Annotated in this window: 21 protein-coding genes; 13 read left to right on the plus strand and 8 right to left on the minus strand. The window is 68.5% G+C overall.

Annotated features, from left to right (window positions below; genetic code table 11):
- The first annotated feature begins 124 nt into the window (after positions 1-124).
- The 5 genes from B9N97_RS33425 to B9N97_RS33445 all read left to right on the plus strand — a co-directional run bounded on the left by B9N97_RS33425 (position 125) and on the right by B9N97_RS33445 (position 7003).
- Entirely contained in the window at positions 125-1567 is a 1443-nt protein-coding gene (locus B9N97_RS33425; RefSeq protein ID WP_085092360.1) for a helix-turn-helix domain-containing protein, read from the plus strand.
- A 252-nt stretch (positions 1568-1819) separates the two neighbouring features.
- Complete coding sequence (locus B9N97_RS33430) at positions 1820-2593, plus strand: ferredoxin--NADP reductase (RefSeq protein WP_085092125.1); 774 nt, start codon at positions 1820-1822, stop codon at positions 2591-2593.
- A gap of 230 nt (positions 2594-2823) precedes the next feature.
- Complete coding sequence (locus tag B9N97_RS33435) at positions 2824-4605, plus strand: glycoside hydrolase family 17 protein (RefSeq protein ID WP_085092126.1); 1782 nt, start codon at positions 2824-2826, stop codon at positions 4603-4605.
- A gap of 89 nt (positions 4606-4694) precedes the next feature.
- Entirely contained in the window at positions 4695-5321 is a 627-nt protein-coding gene (locus B9N97_RS33440; protein WP_085092127.1) for a LysE family translocator, read from the plus strand.
- Positions 5322-5452: 131 nt separating this feature from the next.
- Positions 5453-7003: a response regulator gene (locus tag B9N97_RS33445; RefSeq protein ID WP_085092128.1), complete on the plus strand. Its 1551-nt coding sequence runs from the start codon at positions 5453-5455 to the stop codon at positions 7001-7003.
- A 34-nt stretch (positions 7004-7037) separates the two neighbouring features.
- On the opposite strand, the gene dapB is transcribed toward B9N97_RS33445, so the two are convergent.
- Entirely contained in the window at positions 7038-7835 is a 798-nt protein-coding gene (gene dapB / locus B9N97_RS33450; protein ID WP_085092361.1) for a 4-hydroxy-tetrahydrodipicolinate reductase, read from the minus strand.
- Positions 7836-7911: 76 nt separating this feature from the next.
- Positions 7912-8874, minus strand: coding sequence for a zinc ABC transporter substrate-binding protein ZnuA (gene znuA / locus B9N97_RS33455; RefSeq protein ID WP_085092129.1), 963 nt, complete (start codon positions 8872-8874; stop codon positions 7912-7914).
- Between the two features lie 88 nt (positions 8875-8962).
- Between znuA and znuC the strand changes: the two genes are divergently transcribed.
- Positions 8963-9763: a zinc ABC transporter ATP-binding protein ZnuC gene (znuC, locus tag B9N97_RS33460; RefSeq protein WP_208621357.1), complete on the plus strand. Its 801-nt coding sequence runs from the start codon at positions 8963-8965 to the stop codon at positions 9761-9763.
- Complete coding sequence (gene znuB, locus B9N97_RS33465; protein ID WP_085092130.1) at positions 9756-10541, plus strand: zinc ABC transporter permease subunit ZnuB; 786 nt, start codon at positions 9756-9758, stop codon at positions 10539-10541. The genes znuC and znuB overlap by 8 nt, the downstream gene beginning before the upstream one ends.
- Positions 10542-10869: 328 nt before the next feature.
- On the opposite strand, the gene B9N97_RS33470 is transcribed toward znuB, so the two are convergent.
- Together B9N97_RS33470 and B9N97_RS33475 are read right to left on the minus strand one after the other, a co-directional pair.
- The gene (locus B9N97_RS33470; RefSeq protein WP_244561072.1) at positions 10870-13467 is read right to left on the minus strand and encodes a DNA translocase FtsK; all 2598 of its coding nucleotides are present in this window, start codon (positions 13465-13467) and stop codon (positions 10870-10872) included.
- 52 nt (positions 13468-13519) lie between these two features.
- Complete coding sequence (locus tag B9N97_RS33475; RefSeq protein WP_085092131.1) at positions 13520-14791, minus strand: aminotransferase class I/II-fold pyridoxal phosphate-dependent enzyme; 1272 nt, start codon at positions 14789-14791, stop codon at positions 13520-13522.
- Positions 14792-15046: 255 nt separating this feature from the next.
- Here B9N97_RS33475 and B9N97_RS33480 point away from each other — a divergent pair, with 255 nt between their 5' ends.
- A complete protein-coding gene (locus tag B9N97_RS33480; RefSeq protein WP_085092132.1) occupies positions 15047-15637 on the plus strand; it encodes a DUF2239 family protein in 591 nt (196 codons plus the stop codon).
- 92 nt (positions 15638-15729) lie between these two features.
- Here the strand turns inward: B9N97_RS33480 and glnK are convergent, their stop codons facing one another.
- Positions 15730-16068, minus strand: coding sequence for a P-II family nitrogen regulator (gene glnK, locus B9N97_RS33485; protein ID WP_014189833.1), 339 nt, complete (start codon positions 16066-16068; stop codon positions 15730-15732).
- A 408-nt stretch (positions 16069-16476) separates the two neighbouring features.
- Here glnK and B9N97_RS33490 point away from each other — a divergent pair, with 408 nt between their 5' ends.
- The 3 genes from B9N97_RS33490 to B9N97_RS33500 all read left to right on the plus strand — a co-directional run bounded on the left by B9N97_RS33490 (position 16477) and on the right by B9N97_RS33500 (position 19296).
- Entirely contained in the window at positions 16477-17751 is a 1275-nt protein-coding gene (locus B9N97_RS33490; RefSeq protein ID WP_085092133.1) for a UbiH/UbiF/VisC/COQ6 family ubiquinone biosynthesis hydroxylase, read from the plus strand.
- Between the two features lie 135 nt (positions 17752-17886).
- Positions 17887-18573, plus strand: coding sequence for a LolA family protein (locus B9N97_RS33495; protein WP_085092134.1), 687 nt, complete (start codon positions 17887-17889; stop codon positions 18571-18573).
- Between the two features lie 78 nt (positions 18574-18651).
- Positions 18652-19296, plus strand: a complete 645-nt coding sequence (locus B9N97_RS33500; protein ID WP_085092135.1) for an HdeD family acid-resistance protein — start codon at positions 18652-18654, stop codon at positions 19294-19296.
- Positions 19297-19374: 78 nt separating this feature from the next.
- On the opposite strand, the gene B9N97_RS33505 is transcribed toward B9N97_RS33500, so the two are convergent.
- The gene (locus B9N97_RS33505; protein ID WP_085092136.1) at positions 19375-20028 is read right to left on the minus strand and encodes a glutathione S-transferase family protein; all 654 of its coding nucleotides are present in this window, start codon (positions 20026-20028) and stop codon (positions 19375-19377) included.
- Between the two features lie 85 nt (positions 20029-20113).
- On the opposite strand from B9N97_RS33505, the gene B9N97_RS33510 reads away from it, so the two are divergent.
- Positions 20114-20617, plus strand: a complete 504-nt coding sequence (locus B9N97_RS33510; RefSeq protein ID WP_085092137.1) for a winged helix-turn-helix transcriptional regulator — start codon at positions 20114-20116, stop codon at positions 20615-20617.
- A gap of 194 nt (positions 20618-20811) precedes the next feature.
- Complete coding sequence (gene qhpR / locus B9N97_RS33515; RefSeq protein WP_085092138.1) at positions 20812-21807, plus strand: AraC-like transcriptional regulator QhpR; 996 nt, start codon at positions 20812-20814, stop codon at positions 21805-21807.
- Between the two features lie 6 nt (positions 21808-21813).
- Here the strand turns inward: qhpR and B9N97_RS33520 are convergent, their stop codons facing one another.
- Complete coding sequence (locus tag B9N97_RS33520; RefSeq protein WP_085092139.1) at positions 21814-22170, minus strand: Lin0512 family protein; 357 nt, start codon at positions 22168-22170, stop codon at positions 21814-21816.
- A 135-nt stretch (positions 22171-22305) separates the two neighbouring features.
- Positions 22306-23076: a Crp/Fnr family transcriptional regulator gene (locus tag B9N97_RS33525; protein WP_167393471.1), complete on the minus strand. Its 771-nt coding sequence runs from the start codon at positions 23074-23076 to the stop codon at positions 22306-22308.
- Between the last annotated feature and the right edge of the window lie 212 nt (positions 23077-23288).

Genomic DNA, 23288 nt, shown 5'->3' on the forward strand with positions numbered 1-23288 from the left:
GAGTGCGTTGCAATAAGCCCTTGTTTGTAAAAAGGTCCGTTTGTAAACTGCCGTCTTCACAATCCTGTAAATCCGTAAATCTTGTAAAGTCAGTGACCTGCCGGAGGGGCGTGCCGTGGCGACCATGGAAAAGAAGGCGATGCTGGGTCCGAAGGTCCGCCGCCTGCGCCGCGACCAGGGGCTGACCCAGGCGCAGATGGCTGATCAGCTCGGCATCTCCCCCAGCTATCTGAACCTGATCGAGCACAACCAGCGCCCGGTGACGGTGCCGCTGCTGCTGAAGCTGGGCCAGCAGTTCGGCGTCGACCTGCAGGCCTTCGCCGAGGATGAGGAAAGCCGGCTGGTGGCGGGCCTGCGCGAGGTGTTCGCCGATCCGCTGTTCGACGGCTCCGACATCAAGAACCAGGATTTCCGCGAACTGGCGGCGGTGGCGCCGACGCTGGGGCAGGCGGTGGTGGCGCTCTATCGCGGCTTCCGCGGGGCGCGCGACGACCTGCAGGCGCTGGCGGAGCGGGTGGCCGACCGCGAGAAGCTGCATCTGGTGCAGGCCACCGGCTTTCCGCAGGACGAGGTGCGCGACCTGTTCCAGGCCCATTCCAACCATTTCCCGGAGCTGGAGGCGGCGGCGGAAAGCCTGTGGCAGGACGGCAAGCTGGAGCGCGGCGACCTCTATCGCGGGCTGGTCGACTGGCTGAACACCCAGCACAGCGTCCGCGTCCGCCTGCTGCCGTCGGAGGTGATGGGCTATGCCGTGCGCCGGTTCGACCGCCACAGCCGGCGCATTCTGCTGTCGGAGATGCTGGCGCCGTCGGGCCGCACCTTCCAACTGGCCTGCCAGATCGCGCTGCTGCGCCACCGCGACCTGCTGAACGGCATCGTCGATGCCGCCAACCTGTCCGACGACGAGGCGCGGCGGCTGACCCGCATCGGGCTGGCCAACTACTTCGCGGCGGCGGTGCTGATGCCCTACGACCGCTTCCACGAGGCGGCGACCCAACTGCGCTACGACATCGAGATCCTGCGGCGGCGCTTCGATGCGTCGTTCGAGCAGGTCTGCCACCGGCTGACCACCCTGCACCGGTCGGGGGCCAAGGGCGTGCCCTTCTTCTTCATGCGGGTGGACAGCGCCGGCAACGTGTCGAAGCGCTTTTCCGGCGCCGGCTTCCACTTCGCCCGTTTCGGCGGCGGCTGCCCGCGCTGGATCGTCTATGAGGCCTTCCGCACGCCGGGCAAGATCCACAGCCAGATGGCGGAGATGCCGGACGGCACCGCCTATTTCTCCATCGCCCGCACGGTGGTGAAGGCCGGCGGCGGCCACCGCAGCCCGCCGCAGCAATTCGCCGTGGCGCTGGGCTGCGACGTCCAGCATGCGGCTCAGGTCACCTATGCGGACGGGTTCGACCTGTCCAACACCGATGCGGCGACGCCGATCGGCGTGAATTGCCGGCTCTGCCCGCGGCTGGACTGCTCGCAGCGGGCGTTTCCGCCGTTGAATCATCGGCTTATCGTCGATGAGAATTTGCGCGGCCTCTCCCCCTATCTGTTCGCCCCGCCCAGCGCGGAATAGCGGGCGAATTGACCGGGATCAATGTTGTACGGCGTTGTTTGTGTTGTTTGCCGGAAAGCCCGTCATTCGACTGGTAGAAATCCTTGGCCTTCGACCGGGTTTGTTGATAGGTTTCGGCCGTTGCGTCGCGGCAGCTCCGCTTGCGTGTTTGCGCACCGGCCACCTGAACGCAGCGTCCCGGACGATGGTTTGAACATTGCGGCTTGAACACCGCCAACCGAGCTTGGCCTCGACAGGTTTTGGAACGCCCCCATGAGCAACTTGATCAAAGAGCGCGTGCTGACCGTTCACCACTGGACCGACACGCTGTTCAGCTTCACCACCACGCGCGATCCGTCCTTCCGCTTCCTGCCGGGGCAGTTCACCATGATCGGGCTGGAGGTCGATGGTCGGCCCCTGCTGCGTGCCTACAGCCTCGTCAGCGCCCATTACGAGGAGACGCTGGAGTTCTTCAGCATCAAGGTGCAGGACGGCCCGCTGACCTCGCGCCTGCAGCACCTGAAGGAAGGCGACACGCTGCTGGTGAACCGCAAGGCGACCGGCACGCTGATCACCGATAACCTGCTTCCCGGGCGGAACCTGTATCTGCTGAGCACCGGCACCGGTCTGGCGCCGTTCCTCAGCATCATCAAGGACCCGGAGATGTACGAGAAGTTCGACCGGGTGATCCTGACCCACGGCACCCGCACCGTGGCGGAGCTGGCCTATGACGACCTGATCCAGCACAGCCTGCCGGAGAACGAGTTCTTCGGCGAGCAGGTGAAGGAAAAGCTGCTGTATTACCCCACCGTGACGCGCGAGCCCTTCCGCAACCAGGGCCGCCTGACCACGCTGATGGAGACCGGCAAGCTCTACAGCGACCTGGGCCTGCCGGAACTGGACGCCGAAAAGGACCGCGTGATGATCTGCGGCAGCCCGGCGATGCTGGCCGAGACCACCGCGATGATGGAACGCCGCGGCTTCGTCATGGGCACCAACGGCGAGCCGGGCGGTTTCGTCATCGAGAAGGCGTTCGTGGAGCGGTGAGGGTGGGCTAACTTTCGATGGAATAAACTCCCCCTCCCGCCGGTTTACCAATTCGTGACGAAGGCACGTCACTCAATCCTTGACCGACTGGGCGCGCCTCCTCCGGGGGGCGCGCCCATTTTCTGTCCCCCGATTTTCCGTCGGGAGCCGGTGAATAAAATCGCCGTCCGGCCTGTTGGTGCGACGGTCACCGTTCAAACCGTCAAGCCTTTGGTGTAGACATCCCGCCCATGCGCCTGATCCTCATCCTCGCCGCGATGATCGTCTCCGGCCTCGCGAATCTCGCCGTCTGGTCCCTGCCGAACCGTCCGGTGCCGCTCGACCCGCCGCCGGGGGGCAAGCTGCGCAGCGTGTCCTTCGCGCCTTTCCGCGACGGGCAGAGCCCGCTGACCGGCGTCCTGCCCTCCACCGCCCAGATCGAGGAGGACATGGTCGCCCTCGCGCCGCAGGTGGCCGGCATCCGCACCTACACCTCGCTGGAAGGCCTGCAGGTGGTGCCGGAACTGGCGCGCAAGCATGGGCTGCAGGTCACCATGGGGGCGTGGCTGTCGTCCCGGACCGACAAGAACGAGGCGGAGATCGCCTCGCTGATCGACCTCGCCAACCGCTATCCCGACGTCATCACCCGCGTCATCGTCGGCAACGAGGTGCTGCTGCGCCGCGAACTGACGCCGGAGCAGGTCGCCGGCTACATCGACCGCGTCAAGGCGGCGGTGAAGCAGCCGGTGTCCTATGCCGACGTGTGGGAATGGTGGCTGAAATACCCGCAGATCGCGGACCATGTCGATTACCTGACCATCCATCTGCTGCCCTATTGGGAGGACGTGCCGGCCGGGGTCGAGGCCGCGACCGAGCGCATCCGCCAGAGCTATCGCATCATCGCCCACCGTTTCCCCGGCAAACCGATCCTGGTCGGCGAGACCGGCTGGCCGACGCAAGGCCGCTCGCGCGGGGCCGCCGTGCCGGGGCTGGTCAACAAGGCGAAGTTCGTCAACGCCTTCGTCCGCATGGCCGAGCAGGAGGGCTTCGATTACAACGTGATCGAGGCCTTCGACCAGGAATGGAAGGCCAAGCTTGAGGGCACCGTCGGCGGCCATTGGGGCCTGTACAATGCCGACCGCACGCCGAAATTCTCGCTGGCCGGGCCGGTGGTCGGCAATGTCGCATGGCCCTGGCTGTTCGCGGTGTCGAGCGGGCTGGCGCTGGTGCTGCTAGGCGGTCTGGCGCTGTTGCGCCGCCATGTGCCGGGCACCGGCTGGGTGGCGCTGATCCTGCTGGCGCAGGCGCTGTCCACCCTCTACGTCCGTGCCGCCTTCGTGGCGGAGCATGGCAAGCATTACTGGCAGGACACCACGCTGGCCGTGGTGATGCTGGCGCTGACCGCCGCCTTGGCGCTGGCGGTGCTGCTGACCGCCCACCGCACGCTGGCGAGCGGCGGTCTGGCGCGCGAGCCGCTGGTCGGCCTGCGCCATGCCCGCCCGGCCCTGACCCGCACCGAGCGGGTGGGGCGGTGGAGCGCCGTCGCGCTGGGGTTGGTGGCGCTGGTGTGGTCGCTGCTGATCGTGTTCGACGGGCGTTATCGTGACTTCCCCAACCCGTATCTGCTGATCCCGGCGGTGGCGCTGCCGGCGCTGGGCCTGATCCGTGCCGCCCGCCGGCCGGTGGGGACGGAGACGCGCAACGCGCTGGGCATCGCCAGCCTGTTCCGCCCGGCGGTCCCCGCCTCCGACGGCGAGCCGCGCGGCCTGTGCGGCGCCGTCCGCCGCCTGCCGGTCGAGTCGGCCCTGGGATTCGGGCTGCTGCTGGGGGCGCTGCTGACGGTGGTGGCGGAGGGCTTCGTGCCGCTCGAATCGCTGATCTACGGCCAGCTTCCCTTCATGGAGGCGCTGCACGAGGTCGATTGGACGCGGCCGAACTGGGAGGCGCTGGGCTGGGCGGCCCTGCAGATCCTGCTGGCGCTGCCCTTCCTGGCCGGGGTATGGAGCGCCCGGCGTCCGCTGCGGCGGATTTGACGCCAGCCGGCCGCCAGCGGGGCTATTGCGCCGGCCGCCGCGCTGTGGATTGATGGACGGGTTCCTGGCACTACCCGGAGACCCGTCCGATGTCCCCCGATCTGTGGCTCGCCTTCGCCGCCGCCTCCGCCATCATGCTGATGATCCCCGGGCCGACGGTGCTGATCGTCGTGTCCTATGCGCTGGGCCATGGGCGGCAATCGGCGATGGCGACGGTGGCGGGGGTGGCGCTGGGCGACTTCACCGCCATGACCGCCTCCATGCTGGGGCTCGGGGTGCTGCTGTCGACCTCGGCGGCGCTGTTCACCGTGCTGAAATGGGTCGGTGCCGCCTATCTGGTCTATCTCGGCATCAAGCTGTGGCGGGCGCCGGTCAAAGGGGTGGAGACGGTGGCCGACGAGTCGGGCGTCCGGCCCTGGCGCATGATGCTGCACACCTATGCCGTCACCGCGCTGAACCCCAAGAGCATCGTCTTCTTCGTCGCTTTCCTGCCGCAGTTCCTCGACACCGGCCGGCCGCTGGCCGGGCAGATGGTGGTGATGGAGGCGACCTTCCTGGTGCTGGCGACACTGAACGCCGCCGGTTATGCGCTGCTGGCTTCGGCGGCGCGGCGCGCGGTGCGGAGGCCGTCGGTGCAGCGGGCGGTCAACCGGGTCGGCGGGTCGCTGCTGATGGCGGCCGGGCTGCTGACCGTCGCCTGGAAGCGGACGGCCTGAGGCGGTCGTGCAGCCGCCGTTTCATTGACAAATCATCATAACTTCATCGAAAATTGTCGGTGCATTGGGGGATGCACGCGCCGGTAATTTTCAGGACGCCGGCCGAAGCGAATCGAACCGCGGGGGCGGTGATGGCCGAGGGCTGCGACAGGGGTGAAAACGGCGACGTGTTGGAATTCGCCGCCGAGACCGAGGACGCCGCCGATGGGGATGGCGACGGCTGGCGGCGCAACCCGCCCTGGCTGATCCTGATCGTCGACGACGACCACGAGGTCCACGCCATCACCCGCGTCGTGCTGGGCGAGATGAGCTTCGAGGAGCGGCCGGTCCGCTTCCTGTCGGCCTACACCGCGCGGCAGGCGCGCTCGCTTCTGGTCGAGCATCCGGGCATCGCCGCCATCCTGCTGGACGTGGTGATGGAGACCGACGACGCCGGGCTGAAGCTGGTCCGCCACATCCGCGAGGAGATGGGCAACCGGCAGGTCCGCATCATCCTGCGCACCGGCCAGCCGGGGCAGGCGCCGGAGCGGCAGGTGATCGCCGCCTACGACATCAACGACTACAAGGCCAAGAGCGAGCTGACGGCGCAGAAGCTCTACACCGCTGCCGTCGCGGCTCTGCGCTCCTACCAGCACATCGCCACCATCGAGCGTGGCCGGCAGGGGCTGGAGCGGGTGATGGAGGCGGCCGACCATCTGGCCGGGCTGCGCTCGCGCTCGCATTTCCTGGCCGGGCTGGTCGGGCGGGCGGCGGCGCTGGTGACCGGCGTACAGTCCGCCCTGCTGTATGGACCGGGGGAGGGCGGCCGGCCGGCGATCGTGGCGGAGGCCGGTCTGCCTGCCGACCTGCCGGCGGAGGCCGCGGCCGACATCCTGGCGACGCTGGGCGATGGTCAGGCGCGCTGGGGGAGCCGGCATGGGGTGGCGGCGCTGCGCAGCCGCGACGCCGCCCCCTTGGCGCTCTGCCTGCTGGGCGGCCCCTTTATCGAGGGCGACCGGCCGCTGGTGGAACTGCTCTGCACCAAGGCTGCGGTCGGGCTGGACAATCTGCGGCTCTATGAGCGGCTGAACCAGGCGCAGATCGCCACCGTCCATGCGCTGGGCAAGCTGGCCGAATACAAGGACGAGGTCACCGGCGACCATGTGAAGCGGCTGGGCCGCTGGGCCACCGCCATCGCCCGCGAGCTGTATGCCCGCAACGCCTTCGCGGACGAGCTGGACGACTGGTTCTGCGACACCATCGGGCTTGCCAGCGTTCTGCACGACGTCGGCAAGGTCAGCATCCCCGACGCCATCCTGCGCAAGCCGGGCCGGCTGGACGAGGCGGAGATGGCGGTGATGCGCGACCATGCGTCCATCGGCGGCAGCATCCTGCGCGACGCCTGCGGCGGCGACCGCCGCGGCTATCTGTCGATGGGGGCGGAGATCGCCGAGAGCCATCACGAGAAGTTCGACGGCAGCGGCTATCCGCAGGGGCTGGCCGGTGACTCCATCCCGCTTGCCGGCCGCATCGTCGCCGTCGCCGACGTGTTCGACGCGCTGCTGCATTGCCGTCCCTACAAGAAGGCGTGGGACATCGCAGAAGTGCTGGATTTGCTGCGCGCCGAAGCGGGCAGCCATTTCGACCCGCGCGTGGTCGATGCCTTTCTGGCCGTGCTGGAACGCGACGGGGCGGGGGTGTAGGTCCCCCGTCCCGTCGAAGACGCCCCTCTGGTGCTCAGACGCCCAGCACGTCGCGCATGCTGTAGAGGCCCGGCGTCTTGTCCTGCGCCCACAGGGCGGCGCGGACGGCGCCCTTGGCGTAGATCTGACGACCGGAGGCCTTGTGGGTCAGCTCGACCCGCTCGCCGTCGCCGGCGAAGATGACGGTGTGATCGCCGATCACATCGCCGCCGCGCAGGGTGGCGAAGCCGATTTCGCCCTGCGGGCGGGCGCCGGTGTGGCCGTCGCGCACCTTCTGCCAGACATCCTCCAGCGCAACCCCGCGTCCGGCCGCCGCGGCGCGGCCGAGGCCGAGCGCGGTGCCCGACGGCGCATCGACCTTGCGGCGGTGGTGCATCTCCAGGATGTCGATGTCGAAATCGTCGCCCAGCGTGTGGGCCACCTGCTCCACCAGCGCCAGCAGCAGGTTGACGCCCAGCGACATGTTGGGCGACTGGACGATGGCGGTGTGGGTGGCGGCGGTGGCGATGGCCGCCTGCTGCGACGGATTCAGGCCGGTGGTGCCGACGACCAGCACGGTTTCCGACTGGGCGGCCAGCGCAGCGTGCCGTTCCGTCGACTCGGGGCTGGTGAAGTCGATCACCGCATCCGCCTCCGCGAACAGGGCGACCGGGTCGTCGATGGCGGTCACGCCCAGCGGGTCGATCCCGGCCAGGATGCCCAGATCCTTGCCCAGAGCCGGGCCGCCCACCCGCTCGGTCCCGCCGGCCACCGTGCAGCCCGCGGTCGCCGCGATCTCGCGCACCAGCATCTGGCCCATGCGCCCCGCGCACCCGACGACACCGATCTTCATGACGCCCATCCCCTGTTCATCTCTGCCGGCCGGCTTTCCAGCCCTCCCAGCGGTTTAGCACAGGCCCGGCCGGGGCTTAAGCGCCAAGGCAGCCGCGCAGCGATGCGGCGAGGTTGCGCATCAGGGTGGGGTAGAGCGCTTCGCCTTCCGGCAGGTCGGCGCCTTCGGGGTCGAGCACGCCGGTCTTGGCCTTGGTGCCCTCGACCACCGTGCGGACCAGCGTCGGTTCGAACTGCGGCTCGGAAAAGACGCAGGCGGCGTTCAGACCGGCGATCTTGGCGCGGATGGCGGACAGCCGTTTGGCCGAGGGACGGCGGTCGGGGCTGACGGTGATCGACCCCACCGCCGACAGGTCGTAGCGCGCCTCGAAATACTGGTAGGCGTCGTGGAAGACGACGAAGGGCTTGTCCTTCAGCGGTGCGAGCGTCGTCTTCAGTTCCGCGTCCAGCGCGTCGAGCGCCTGCAGCGTGCGGTCGGCGTTGGTGCGGTAGGCCTCGGCATCGGCCGGGTCCTTGGCGGCCAGCGCGTCGGCCGTCGCCGTGACGATGGCGCGGGCGTTGGCGGGATCGAGCCAGATGTGGCTGTTCAGTTCCTCGTGGTCTTCATGGGCGTGATCCTTGTGGTCATGGTCATGATGCTCATGGCCGTGGTCGTGGGGTTCCCAGGCGCCGCCTTCGCGGGCTTGCAGCAGGGTCAGGCTTTTCAGGTCCATCAGGGTCAGCCGCGTCGCCTTGGGCGCGTTGGCCTGCAAGGGCTTTTCCAGGAAACCTTCCAGTTCGGGGCCGACCCAGACCACCAGATCGGCGGCCGACAGCGCCTTCGCGTCCGACGGCTTCATCGTGTAGCTGTGCGGGGAGGCGCCGCCGCGGACCAGCAGCGTCGGCTCCCCCACCCCGTGCATGACCGAAGCGACGAGGGAATGGATCGGCTTGATCGACACCACCACCTTCGGCGCCTCGGCCCAGGCCGGCAGGGAGGCGGTTGCGGCGGTCGCGGCAAGGGCCGCGGTCAGAAGTGCGGACAGCGCGGTAAGGCGCATGGGAGGGATCCTCTCGACTTGCTGGACAGGTCGCTGGTTTCAGCGCATAGGGAAGTCACGCTCAACTGGTGTCACGTTATAACATAACATGTCAACACCCACTCTTTCACGGGATGAGTCCGCGCTGTTCGCCGGCCCGCTCGCCTGGACCGAGGATCTGACCGTGCGTTTCGGCCGCCGCACCGTGCTGGACCGCGTCAACGTCGCCGTCCAGCCGGGGGAGGTGGTGACGCTGATCGGCCCGAACGGCGCCGGCAAGACGACGCTGGTGCGCGCCGTGCTGGGGCTGGTGGCGCCCGACGGCGGGCGGGTGCTGCGGCGCCCGAACCTGCGGGTCGGCTACATGCCGCAACGGCTGGCGGTGGACCGCACGCTGCCGCTGACCGTGCGCCGGTTCCTGGCGCTTTGGCGGCCGGTGACCGCCGACAAGGTGGAGGCGGCGCTGGAGGAGGCCGGGGTGACGCGGCTGGCCGATTCGGCGGTGCAGACCATCTCCGGCGGCGAGATGCAGCGGGTTCTGCTGGCCCGTGCCCTGCTGGGCGAACCGGACCTGCTGGTGCTGGACGAACCCGATCAGGCGGTGGACGTGCATGGGCAGGCGGAACTGTTCAACCGCATCGCCCAGGTGCGGCAGCGGCGCGGCTGCGGCGTGCTGCTGGTCAGCCACGACCTGCACACGGTGATGGCGCGCACCGACCGGGTGATCTGCCTGAACAGCCATGTCTGCTGTTCCGGCCGGCCGGAGGATGTCAGCCGGCACCCGGAATATCACGCGCTGTTCGGCGGCCATGCCCGCGATCTGGCCGTCTATGTCCATCACCACGACCACGCCCATGCCGAGGACGGCAAGGTGGTTCCGGAGCATGACGGGAGCTGCTGCCATGGATGAGTTCGTGATCCGCGCCCTGCTGGCCGGCGGCGGCATCGCCCTGCTGGCCGGGCCGCTGGGGTCCTTCGTGGTGTGGCGGCGCATGGCCTATTTCGGCGACACGCTGGCCCATTCGGCCTTGCTGGGCGTGACGCTGGGTTTCCTGCTGGGCGTCAATCCGATGATCGGCGTGATGGTGGTGTGCGTGACGCTGGCGCTGGCGCTGGTGGCGCTGCAGAGGCGGCGCAACCTTGCGGCGGATACGCTGCTGGGCATCCTGTCGCACGGGTCGCTGTCGCTGGGGCTGGTGGCGCTGGCGTTTCTGGAGACCTTGCGCGTCGATCTGATGGCCTATCTGTTCGGTGACATCCTGTCGGTGACCGACGGCGACCTGATGGCGATCTATGGCGGCGGCGCGGTGGCGCTGACCGGGCTGGCACTGCTGTGGCGCCGGCTGCTGGCGGTGACGGTGGACGAGGATCTGGCGCGGGTGGAGGGCATGCCGGTCGACGCCCTGCGGCTGGCCTTCATGCTGCTGATCGCGCTGGTGATCGCCATCGCCATGAAGATCGTCGGCATCCTGCTGATCACCTCGCTGCTGATCATCCCGGCGGCCTCCGCCCGCCGTTTCGCCCGCACGCCGGAGGGAATGGCGGTGCTGGCGTCGGTCCTGGGCATCCTGGCTGTGGTCGCCGGGCTGCTGGCGTCGCTGAACTGGGATTTGCCGGGCGGACCGAGCGTGGTGGTGTCGGCGGCAGCGCTGTTCCTGCTGGGATCGCTGGTGCCTATACGGCGTTGATGTGCGGCGTTGATGTGCGTCGCTGACTGCAATCAGGAAAAGATTACGCCCGCATGTAATTCCCGTTTGCGGACGTGCGCGCCTGCGCCATAGTCCCCCGGCGGACGCGATGGCGGAAGGGCCGCCATCGCCGCCGCACGAACGGAGGGTTTGAGGATGGAACGCTTCCTCACTCTCCTGATCCTGGTGCTGGAGATCGTCAAGCGGCTGCTTGACCTTCTGATGCACTAAGATCGGGCGGGCGGGCCGGGGAGTACCAGTCCTCGGCCTGCCTACCCCCGATATTGGTGCTACACCCGCCCACTGTCAACGGGGCGCCGAAAAACACTCATTCGTCGATGTTGCGCGCCAGCACTTCGCGCTTGCCGGAGTGGTTGGGCTTGCTGACCACCCCCTCGGTTTCCATCCGCTCGATCAGGCGGGCGGCGGAGTTGTAGCCGATGCGGAGCTGGCGCTGGATGAAGCTTGTCGAGGCCTTGCGCTCGCGGCAGACCACGGCCACTGCCTTGTCGTAGAGGTCGTCGCCGGAGCCGCCGCCGGTGCCGGGCAGGCTGCCGTCGTCGAAGGACTCCTCGCCCTCTTCGTCCTCCAGAATGGCGTCGACGTAGTTGGGCTCGCCCTGCGCCTTGAGGAACCGGACGATCTGCTCGACCTCATGGTCGGAGACGAAGGGGCCGTGGACGCGGGTGATGCGGCCGCCGCCGGCCATATAGAGCATGTCGCCCTGGCCCAGCAGCTGCTCGGCGCCCTGTTCGCCCAGGATGGTGCGGCTGTCGATCTTCGACGTCACCTGGAAGCTGATGCGGGTCGGGAAATTGGCCTTGATGGTGCCGGTGATGACGTCCACCGACGGGCGCTGCGTCGCCATGATCAGGTGGATGCCGGCGGCGCGCGCCATCTGGGCGAGCCGCTGGATCGCCGCTTCGATGTCCTTGCCGGCGACCAGCATCAGGTCGGCCATCTCATCGACAATGACCACGATGTAGGGCAGCTCGGTGAGGTCGAGCGGCTGCTCCTCGAACAGCGGCTTGCCGGTGTCGGGGTCGAAGCCGGTCTGGACGCGGCGGGTCAGCGACTCGCCGCCCTCGCGCGCCTCGCGCAGGCGGGCGTTGTACCCCTCGATGTTGCGCACGCCCAGCTTGGACATGTTGCGATAGCGGTCCTCCATCTCCCGCACCGTCCATTTCAGCGCGACCACCGCCTTCTTGGGGTCGGTGACGACGGGCGTCAGCAGGTGGGGGATGCCCTCGTAGACCGACAGTTCCAGCATCTTTGGGTCGATCATGATGAAGCGGCAGCGTTCCGGCGGCAGCCGGTAGAGCAGCGACAGGATCATCGTGTTGATTGCCACCGACTTGCCCGAGCCGGTGGTGCCGGCGACCAGCAGGTGGGGGAAGCGGGCGAGGTCGGCGACCACCGGCTGGCCGCCGATGTCCTTGCCGAGCGCCAGCGCCAGCTTGCCGCCATGCTTGTCGAAGCCTTCCGCCGCCATCAACTCGCGCAGCAGCACCGTCTCGCGCTTGGCGTTCGGCAGCTCGACGCCGATGACGTTGCGGCCGGGCACCACGGCGACGCGGACCGACACCGCGCTCATCGAGCGGGCGATGTCGTCGGCAAGGCCGATGACGCGCGACGACTTGGTGCCCGGGGCCGGTTCCAGCTCGTACAGGGTGACGACCGGGCCGGGATGAACCTTCTGGATCTCGCCGCGAACACCGAAGTCGGACAGAACGCCTTCCAGCTGCCCGGCGTTGCGCTGAAGCGCCGCCTCGTCCAGCTGTTCGCCGCGGATGCCAGTGGGCGGCATCTGCAGCAGGTCGAGCGGCGGCAGCTCGTAGCCCGGCGGGCCGTCCTCCTCGCTGAGCGGTAGGCGGGTCTGACGCGGATCGTTCTTCGCCGCCTCACGCTCCGACGCGGCGGATTTCGGCGGGGCGATGATCGGGACGGCGCGGATCGGCTTGTCGGCTGTGTTCGGGGCGGCAGCCGGGCCGGCGGACAGGGGAACCGGACCGGCGTCAAGACCGGCTGGGGGCAGCGGGGTCACCTGAACGGCTTCGTCGAAGCGCGGGCGATTGCGCTTCGGCGCATCGTCGCCGCGTAGCGCGTCGTCCACCGCGACCGAGGCAGCCTGGGCGGCGGTGCGGCCATGGCGGCGCAGAGTGTCGACGCCGTTGCGGGCGCCCTGGCGGATCATGCGCAGACCGTTCACCGTGCCGCGGCCGAGCGAACGGACGCTGGCGATCCATTCGCCGATGGTCAGCCCGGCGGCCAGGAACAGCACCAGACCGCCGCCGACCGCGGCGGCGGTCGCCACCATCGGCTCGGCTCCGAACAGGTTGCCGACTCCGCGCAGAAGCACCTGACCGACGCTGCCGCCGGGAAGCGGGGCGAGCGGATCGGTGGAGGCGTCGGTCAGACCGGCCAGCGCCATCGACACCAGGAACACGCCCCACAGCGCCAGCACGGTGCGGAACAGCGGATTGCCGAGCTTGCGCTGGGCACCCAGCCGCCAGCCCCAGAACATCGGCACCAGGGCGATGACGAAGGCGGCCCAGCCCAGCGACTGGATCAGCAGGTCGGCGGCATAGGCGCCGGGCGTGCCGAACAGGTTGTGCGCACTTCCCAAATTGGCGGGGACCGAGTTCAGCGAGGGATCATGCGGGTCGTAGCTGCCCAGCAGCACCATCAGCAGCAGGCCGAACAGGCCGAGCACGAACCCCATCGCCTCGCGCGCACGGGCGACGACGAAGGCGCGCATGGCGGGCGAGAAGAAAGGCGGCTTCTCCTGCCGGCCGCGGCCGGCGCGGATGCGGTCCTTCGTCGGTTCCTTTACGCCGTCGCGGGGCGCCCCCTTGCGCGGGCTGGCGGCTTGCCGTCCCAGGCTGGGCCGGGGGCGCGCGGAGGAGGGGCCGGCGGGTCGGGCCATGGGACGGAAACCTCGTGCTGTAGAAACCGAAAAGCGGGCTGGCCGGAACCGGTCAGCCGAGAATGCGGACGATGGACGCGCAGGCCTGGGCGACGGTGTCGGCGTCCTGCACCAGGGCCACGCGGATGAAGGCGTCGCCGGGGTTCGGCTCGCCGGGGTTGTTGCGCGACAGATAGGCGCCGGGCAGGACGCGGACGGCGCCCTCCGCCCACAGCCGCTTGGCGGCTTCCTCGCCGTTGCCGACCTCCAGCCAGAGGAAGAAGCCGCCGGCCGGGCGGTAATAGCCGTAGCGGCCGCCCAGCTCCGCCTCCGCCGCCGCGAATTTGGCGCGGTAGGCGACGCGGTTGTCCTCCACATGCGCCTCGTCGCGCCACAGCGCGGTGCTGGCGGCCAGAACCGGCAGCGGCATTCCGGCGCAGCCGTAGCTGCGCAGGCGGGAGAAGCGGCCGATCAGCGCCGGGTCGCCGGCAACGAAGCCGGAGCGCAGGCCGGCGGCGCTCGACCGCTTGGACAGGGAATGGAAGACCAGCAGGTTGGCCCAGGGCTTGCCGTCCGCGTGGGGCCCATTGGTTTTGTGAAGGCCGGCCGCGACCTGGAGCGCGCCGACCGGCGGGGCGTCCAGCCAGATTTCGGCATAGCACTCGTCGACCGCCAGCACGAACCCATACTGCCGCGCCAGCCCGATGGCCTTGGCGAGATAGGCCGGCGTCGCCGCCGCGCCCTGCGGGTTGGCGGGGGTGCAGAGATAGAAGAGGGCGGTGCGCTCCAGCAGTTCCGGCGTCAGGGCGTCGAGGTCGGGCAGGAAGCCGGTCTCGCGCGTCGCCGACAGGAACACCGGCTCCGCCCCCGCCATCACCGCCGCCCCTTCATAGGGCGCGTAGAAGGGGTTCGGCATCAGCACCGCCGGCTGGCGCCCCGCCTTCTGCGTCGGCACCGCCAGCAGGGCCAGCATGAACAGCGCCTCCCGCGTGCCGGACAGTGGCAGGACGGAACTGTCGGCGTGCAGCAGGCCGGCCGGCAGATCGTAGCGGCGGGTCAGCCAGTCGCCGACGGCGGCGCGGAACTCCGGCGTGCCACCGACCGGCGGATACTTGTTCCAGCCGGACGCCGTGGCGCGGAGCGTCTCTTCGAGGATGGCCGGCGGGGTGTGCTGCGGCTCGCCCACCGTCAGCAGGATGGGGGAGACATTGGCGCGCGGAGTGATCGGCGCCAGCAGGTTGGCCAGCCGGGTGAAGGGATAGTCGGTCAGCAGGTCGAGCCGGTCATTGCCGATCGCCTCGGTGAACACGGCACCGCTGTTGACGCTGAAATCGGTGAGGACCATGGCGACCGCAACCCTCTTCGCACCCCGGATGCCGCACCCCGGCGCGGGGAGGCGGCCACGTCTCGTGAAGGGGCGATCCTATCGGCGCGGCACGGGGGGCACAAGCGCACAAAGCCCTTGATTGCGGCTCAGCGTGGCAGGTGGCCGAACGGTCACAGGGGGGCGGGAGAGGGAGCCTTTCTGTTTCGCCCGGGTGATATTGACGCGCACATTTTATCCGGGTAAAATCCGCTCCTCACAACCGGAGTTCCGATCATGTCCGTCACCGCCGAGACCCTCTGTACCGCCTTCCGGGGCGAGCGCCGGCTTGCCGCCGGGGATGCGCTGAGCGTTGCGCGGGCTTTGCGGGCGGCACTGGATGCGGAGCCGGATGGGCCGCCGGTGCTGGTGTTCGAGGATGCCACCGGCAAAAGGATCGACCTCGATCTGCGGGGAAGCGACGAGGAGGTCGCGTGGCGTCTTTCTCCACCGCCGCCTCCCTTGCCGCGCGGGCCGGGGCGGCCGAAGCTGGGGGTGGTGGCGCGGGAGGTCACGCTGCTCCCGCGCCATTGGGAATGGCTGAACGCCCAGCCGGGTGGGGCGTCGGTGGCGCTGCGCAAGCTGGTGGACGAGGCGCGCAAAGGGAGCGAGGCGAAGGACCGCGTGCGCCGGGCGCAGGAGGCCGCCTATCGCGTCATGCTGGAACTGGCCGGCGACCGGCCGGGATATGAGGAGGCGGTGCGGGCGCTCTATGCCGCGGATCGCGCGCGGTTTGACGCACTGACGGCGGACTGGCCGGCCGACCTGCGCGATTATGCCCGCGCATTGGCGGCGGAGGCGTTGGTCAACCTGAACGAAGGCGGCTGAAAAAATGAGAAGGCGCGCCTACGCGCGCCCATCGGGTCCGTTCCCGCCGGAAGGAGCGGACCCGCCATGGCCGCAGTCTGAGGCCGAAAGCCTTACAGCGCCTCGGAGTTGGTCTCGCCGGTGCGGATGCGCACGGCCTGGGCGATCTCCAGCACGAAGATCTTGCCGTCGCCGATGCGGCCGGTGTTGGCGGCCTTCTGGATCGCCTCCACCACCTGCTCGTACTGATCGTCGGACACGGCGACCTCGACCTTCACCTTGGGCAGGAAGCTCACGGAATATTCGGCGCCGCGGTAGATTTCCGTCTGGCCCTTCTGGCGGCCGAAGCCCTTGACCTCGCTGACGGTCAGGCCCTGGATCCCGAGCGACGTCAGCGCCTCGCGCACTTCGTCGAGCTTGAACGGCTTGATGATGGCCATAACCAGTTTCATGTGGCTTCCCCTTAAAGCGTTGTTCCGGCCGCGTGTAAGGCTGTGGCCGCCCCGTTGCGGTTCCAGTCCGGCCTGTCACCGTACCGTCCTTCCGCCGATGGCCCAAGCCTGTTCGCGTCGACCGCAAAAATCAACGATTACAAGAATCGTGCCGGTTGAATTGCCCTGAAAGGATGGGAATATGCCTGTCGAATGGGCGCTTAAAAAGGCGGCAGCTGCCCAAAATCCGTTCAGCGACAATCTGTCCGGTGGCTGGCCGCGACGGGTCGGGGACAGGACACTGGACAGGACGCGCCCGCGCGACAATTGTCTGATCGCGCAGCAGCGCCGGCAATGGGGAGGAGCAAGGCTCAAGCCCGGCCGGCGACGGCGGCACAGGCACAAGAAGGCGAGAGGGCAGCGAGCATCATGGCCGTACCGGGCACCGAATCGGGCAACGCGACCGTCCCGCCGCAGGGCGGAGACATCACCACGGAGGTCGTGGTGCTGGGCGGCGGTCTGGCCGGGCTGACCATGGCGGCGGCGCTGGCCAGCGCCGGCGTGCCGGTGGTCTGCATCGACCAGGACAGTCCCGAACGCATGGGCGGGCAGGAGTTCGACATCCGCACCACCGCGATCTCCTATGCCTCCAAGATGGTGCTGGAGGCGGCGGGGGTGTGGCACCACATGGCCGATCAGGCCGGCCCGATGCTGGACATCCGCATCGCCGACCAGTTCTCCCCCCTGTTCATCCATTACGACCACACCGAACTGGCGATGGAGGGCAAGCACCAGCCCTTCGGCTGGATTCTGGACAACAAGGACATCCGCCGCGCCCTGTTCACCCGCGCGGCCGAGCTGCCGGGGCTGGTCCATCTGGCGCCGGCCAAGGCGGTGGCGGTGGAGCGGACGCGGTCGGGCGTGACGGTGCGGCTGGCCGACGGGCGGACGGTGCGCGGCCGGCTGCTGGTCGGCGCCGACGGGCGGCGGTCGATGGCGCGCGAGAGCGCGGGCATCAAGGTGCGGCGCTGGTCCTACGACCAGAGCGCCATCATCTGCACCATCCGCCACACCGAGCCGAACAAGGGCGTCGCGGTGGAGCACTTCCTGCCCAACGGCCCCTTCGCCGTGCTGCCGATGACGGACAACCGCTGTTCCATCGTGTGGAGCGAGAAGACCTCGCTGGTCGACACCTATCTGAAGCTGCCCGACGACCAGTTCGTCGACGAGCTTCAGCGCCGCTCCGGCGGCTATCTCGGCGAGATCACGCTGCTGACCAAGCGCGAGGCGTGGCCGCTGTCGGTGCTGCTGGCCGACCGCTTCATCGCCGACCGTCTGGCCCTGGTGGGGGAGGCGGCGCACGCCATCCACCCGATCGCCGGGCAGGGTCTGAACCTGGGCATGCGCGACGTCGCCGCGCTGGCGGAGGTGGTGGTCGACGCCTACCGCCTGGGCCTGGACGTCGGCGGGCCGGAGGTGCTGGCCCGCTTCCAGCGCTGGCGCCGCTTCGACACCGTGCTGCTGGCGGCGGTGTGCGACGGGCTGGTCCATCTGTTCTCCAACAACATCCCGCCGGTGAAGCTGGCGCGTGACCTGGGCATGGCGGTGATCAACCGGCTGCCGCCGGTCAAGCGCTTCTTCATGAAACACGCGATGGGCGTGGTCGGCGACCTGCCGCGGATGATCAAGGGACAGCCGCTGTAACGCTTTCCGTCCGATTTCACTTCGCCTGATTTCACTTCCGTGGTCCTGCCATTGGTGCTCCTTGGCAGCGGGGGGCGGACGCCTTATGTCCGCCATACCGCCCGGTTAAGGGATCACGGGCCACTCCGACCAAGGATGAAGATCGTGCTTCGCCGTCTTTCCCGTTCTCTGCGGGCCGCCGCCCTGCTGTCCGCTGCTCTCCTCGCCCCGCTTCCCGTCCTGCTTCCGTCTGCCGCCATCGCCGCGCCGGCCACCCCGGTCTCGCTGTCGGCACAGGATCAGGCGGTCGTCGCCAAGGTGGAGGAGTATCTGAACGGCATCACCACCCTGCAGTCGAAGTTCCTGCAGGTGGCGCCCAACGGGCGGCAGGCGACCGGCACCTTCTATCTGTGGCGGCCCGGCCGGATGCGGCTGGAATATGACCGGCCGCTGAAGGACTTCATCGTCGCCGACGGCACTTTCGTCTTCTATTGGGACGGCGAGATGCGCCAGCAGTCGAGCGCGCCCATCGGCTCGACGCTTGCCGACTTCATCCTGCGCAAGAACATCCGGCTGTCGGGCGATGTCACCGTCACCGAGGTTTTCCAGGCCCCCGGCGTGATCGAGGTCAGCCTGCTGGAGAGCAAGGACCCCGGCAAGGGCACCCTGACCCTGGTGTTCGAGGATCATCCGTTCCAGTTGCGCAAATGGCGGGTGCTGGACGCCCAGGGCATGACCACCGAGGTGGCGCTGCTGAACCCCCGCACCGACGTCACCTTCGACCGCGAGATGTTCTATTTCAAGGAGCCGCAACGCGGATCGGATTTCGGCCGCAACAACTGACCGGCCTATCAGAGGGCGGGCAACAAAACCCTTCTCCTCCTGTTGTCTTGTCGCGCGACCGGCAACAGGAGGCGTTCCATGTCCTACGATCAGGCACATCAGACCGGGACCGGCCGGCCGGGAGTCGAGCCGGCGAGCCGCCTGCACGGCATGAACAGGGTGCTGGCGCGCAACTGGTGGGCTCTGGCCCTGCGCGGGGCGGCGGCGATCCTGCTGGGGGTGCTGGCCCTGCTGATGCCGGGCGTGACGGTGGCGACGCTGGCGCTGACCTTCGCCGCCTATCTGCTGCTGGACGGCGTCTTCGCGATTCTAGCCGGCATCCGTGCCTCCCGTCACCATGAACGCTCGCTGCCCTTCATCCTGGAGGGGGTGGTCAGCCTGATCGCCGGCATCGTCGCCGCCCTGTGGCCGGCCGCCAGCCTGTTCGCGCTGGTGTTCCTGATCGCGGCCTGGTCGGTGATCACCGGCTTTGCCGAGGTGATGGGGGCGTGGCGGATGGACCGCACCCATGGCAAATGGGCCTGGGGCGTGGCCGGCGTGCTGTCGATCCTGTTCGGGCTCAGCATGTGGGTGCTGCCGGCGCTGGGGCTGCTGGCGCTCGCCTGGGGCGTCGCGGCGTACCTGATCGCCTTCGGCGTGCTGGCGCTGGTGACCGCCTTCCGGCTGCGGCACTGCCATCGGGAGAACGACGTCTCGGGCGGCGGGATGAAGCCAGCGGTCTGAGGGAGCGCTCTGAGCAGTGATCTCTTCATTATCCACCGATCGCCTGCCCAGAACTCGCCGGCACGTGCTTGACGCCGGTCAGTCGCGGTCGGGCGCACCGAGCGGGAAGTAGGACCGGTAAGGGCGCCCCTCGTCGACGGCGCGCGCGATGGACGGCCGCGCCAGCAGCCGTGCGCGATAGTCCCGCAGCCGGGGGAAGTCAGGGCCGATCCGGTGAACCCAGTCGGCATAGAAGAGCGACGGGGCCGCGGCGCAGTCGGCCATGGTGAAGCTTTCGCCTGCCGCCCAGCGTCGGCCGGACAGCCTTTCCTCCAGCCAGCCATAAGCCGTATCGAGATCCTTGCGGGTTTTCTCCTTCACCTCGTCCAGCCGCGTCGCGTCAGGTCGCAGCGACTCGAACACCGGCGCCTGCATGGGCGTCATGATGTAGTTGTCGAAGAAGCGGTCCATCAGCCGGACCTCCAGCGCGGCGTCGCCATCCTCGGGCACCAACCGGATCGGCCCGGCATGGTGGAGATCCAGATGCTCGATGATGATGCTGGATTCCACGACCGTGCGGCCATCGTCCACCAGAACGGGAAAGCGACCGAGCGGCCAAAGCGCCGCCCGCTCCGCCGCCGCACCCCGATCCTCCAGATTCCGGTAGGTGAAGGGAATCTCGTTCTCCCAGAGCGCGATCAGCACCTTCTGGGAATAGGACGAGAAGGGATGTGCATAGAGCGTCAGCGACATCGGGGGACCTCCAACCGATTGCGATTTGCAAGCAGTTGAAAGATACCGTGACTGATCCTACTTTGCAAGCGGAAGGAGACCGGTCTTGCAGGACGCACATCGATCGGGGTGCCCGATCAACCTGACGCTGGAGGTCCTGGGCGACCGCTGGAGCCTGATCGTCATCCGCGACATCATTTTCGGCGACCGGCGCCGCTATCGCGAACTCCTCACCCGCTCGGAGGAGGGCATCGCGTCCAATGTCCTGGCGGACCGGCTCAAGCGGCTGGTCGCGGCGGGCCTGCTGACCAAGTCCGACGATCCGCGTCACCGGCAGAGCGCGATCTACAGCCTGACCGAACCGGCGATCCAGCTTGTGCCGATGCTGGCCCAGATGGGCGCCTGGGGGCGGCGGCATGCCCCTGCCTCCAGAGAGTTGTCGATCCGCGCCCAACTGCTCGAAGAGGGCGGCCCGCCCCTGTGGGAGGCGCTGATGGAGGAACTGCGCGCGCGTCATCTGAACGCAGAGGCAAGCGGCCCGTCGGGCCAGGAGTCTGTTCTGCAGCGCCTGAACGCTGCATACGAGGCGATCCGGCAGGCGCCGGGCTGACGGGCCTGTCGCTCTTCCGCGTGATCGTAAGGCGATCGTATAATTTCCTAAGCAAACCAATTCTGGCAGGCTGAACTCCGGCACGATGTTTGCTGCGCTGCGGCAAAACGGCTGCGAGGGGCTGTGTCATGACGCCGCACCGACCGACTATTGGGCAGACTGCCGGCCAGCTTGGCGGAGGCCGCACAGGTTCTGTGCAACACAACATCCTGGCCGCCGCCGCGTCCGGGGTGTCCGGCTTCATCGCCGCGCAGGGCGGCTGTCCCGACCGGGTGTTCCACCGCGCCGGCGTGGAGGAGCGGGCGCTGGGCCAGCCGACGGTGGCGCTCGACCTCCGCGCCTATGTGTCGATGATGGAGGTGGCGGCGGCGGAGACCGGAAACGACAATTTCGGTCTGCTGTACGGCCGGCAGTTCCAGCCGGAAATGCTGGGGCTGATCGGCTCCATCGCGCTGGCCGCGCCGACTCTGGGGGCCGCACTCGACCATCTGGCCCGGCTCTTTCCCTTCCACCAGCAGGCGACCGAGACCCGCTTCGTCCGCGAGGGCGAGTTGCTGAGGCTGGAATACCGCATCCTCGACGGCCGCATCGTCGAGCGGCGGCAGGATGCCGAACTGACCATGGGCATGTTCGCCAATGTGGTGCGCGCCTGCCTCGGCCCGAACTGGATGCCGGAGGAGGTGCATTTCGAGCATCCCAAGCCGGAGGGGTGGCGCCAGCATCAGGCGCTGTTCGACGCGCCGGCCCATTTCGGCCAGCGCACCAACGCCATCCTGCTGCGCGACCGCCATCTCGACCGCCGCATGCCCGGCGGCGACATGGCGCGGCTGACCGGGCTGTGCGGCACGCTGATCGACATCGCCCGCGACACCGGCACGCCGCCGCTGCTCGACCGCGTGAAGGCGGAGGTGCGGGCGCGGCTGCCGGAGGGCCCGCCTTATGTCGAAGACATCGCCGACCGGCTGGGCATCGCCCGCTGGACCCTGCAGCGCCGGCTGGCCGACGAGGGGCTGAGCTTCTCCGATCTGGTGGAGGGGGTGCGGCGCGACCTTGCGGCGGTCTATATCCGCCAGCGCCACGTCCCCATCGCCGACATCGGCGCCCTGCTGGGTTATTCGGAGGTCAGCGCCTTCAGCCGCGCCTTCAGCCGCTGGTTCGGCGCGTCGCCGGCGAAGATGCGCGGAGCCTGAAGCGGCCTAGATCCCGACCTCTACCGCCGCGTTGACGACGTAGATCTGCTCGTTGCGGTCGTTCTTGTCGGCCAGGAAGATGCCGCTCGGCGCCAGCATGCCGCCGGCGGTGACGTGGATGCTGACGGCGCCATAGGGGAAGACGGCCTTCACCGCCTCGTGGTCCAGCCGGTCGGCGTCGGCCGGCACGGCGAGGTGGACGCGCACCTGCATCCGGCTGGTGTCGCCGTCGACCAGGGTGCGCATGCCGGGCATGGAGTTGCGCTCTATGGCGTTGCGCACGGCGCGGACGGCGGCCTTGGTCACGTCCTGGCCATGCAGATCCACCCCCATGCCGAGTTCCACGAACATCACCTGTTTCATCGCGTCGGGCCTTCCAATGGCTGTCGGTCGATGGGGATGATGGCGCGTGGTCGCAGGCAGGGCCAGGGGGTGGCGGGGGGAATTTCGGGGGGTGGAAGGCGATGTTCCCCCCACCTCACCCCGCACGGACTCCCGTCACGCCTTCGGGCGGTTTTCGCCGTCCATCCTGGCGCCGTTGTGGTGGTGGGCGCCGGAGAAAGCGCGCTCCAGGCGGCGGGGCGCGCGGATCAGGTGGAGGTACAGCTCGTCGAACTGGCCGACGGAGGCGAGCTGGCGCACGTCGTTGACGGTGATCCGCTGTCCGTTCAGCTCGATCAGGCCGCTGTCGCGCAGCCGCCGCAGGGTGCGGTTGATGTGGACGATGCTGAGGCCCAGCGCGTCGGCCAGGATCTCCTGCGTCACCGGCAGCACAAAATGCCCATCGGTCACCATGTTGACGACGCTGAGGCGGCGCAGAAGCTCGACGATCAGGTGGGCGGTGCGCTCCAGCGCGGTGCGCCGGCCCAGGCTGAGCAGCCGTTCGGCGACGATGGCCTCTTCCCGCGCGCCGGACCAGGCGAGCGCGGCGGCAAGGCGCGGGAAGGACCGGAACAGCTCGCCGATCTTCTCCGGCGGGAAGCTCGCCACCTCGACAGGGGTCAGGGTGGTGACGCTGTGGTCGGCCGATTCAAACAGGGTGCAGTACATGCCGATGATGTCGCCCGGCAACACGAAGTTGACGACCTGCCGCCGCCCGTCGGGCAAGGCTTTGTGGCGGATCGCCCATCCCTCTCTCATGATGCGGACGTCGCGATATCTTTCGCCCTGTTGGAGAAGATCGGTGCGTGGCGACACGCGGTCGATCGTCCTTTCCAGATCGGCGAGATACATCTTTTCCTCGTCCGACAGGACGAGGTAGCTGCTCAATTTGAGCCACAATGGAGTGGACTCTAGGGCGCGGCTCGCCGGGGCGCGAGTCATGGTCGTCTCTTTGCCTTCTTTGTCCTAATATTGGCGTTTCGATAAACGGGCGCGCCGTTGAACCGGTTCCGCGAGGTCTCGAACGTTTAGGGTTTTCAGCAAAGGCGGCCACAACATAGGTTAATCGGCCGAATATTTTTCTCGAACGGCCTGTGACG

The sequence above is a fragment of the Azospirillum oryzae genome (genome assembly GCF_900177515.1).
In the GTDB taxonomy this organism is placed as follows: Bacteria; Pseudomonadota; Alphaproteobacteria; order Azospirillales; family Azospirillaceae; genus Azospirillum; species Azospirillum oryzae_A.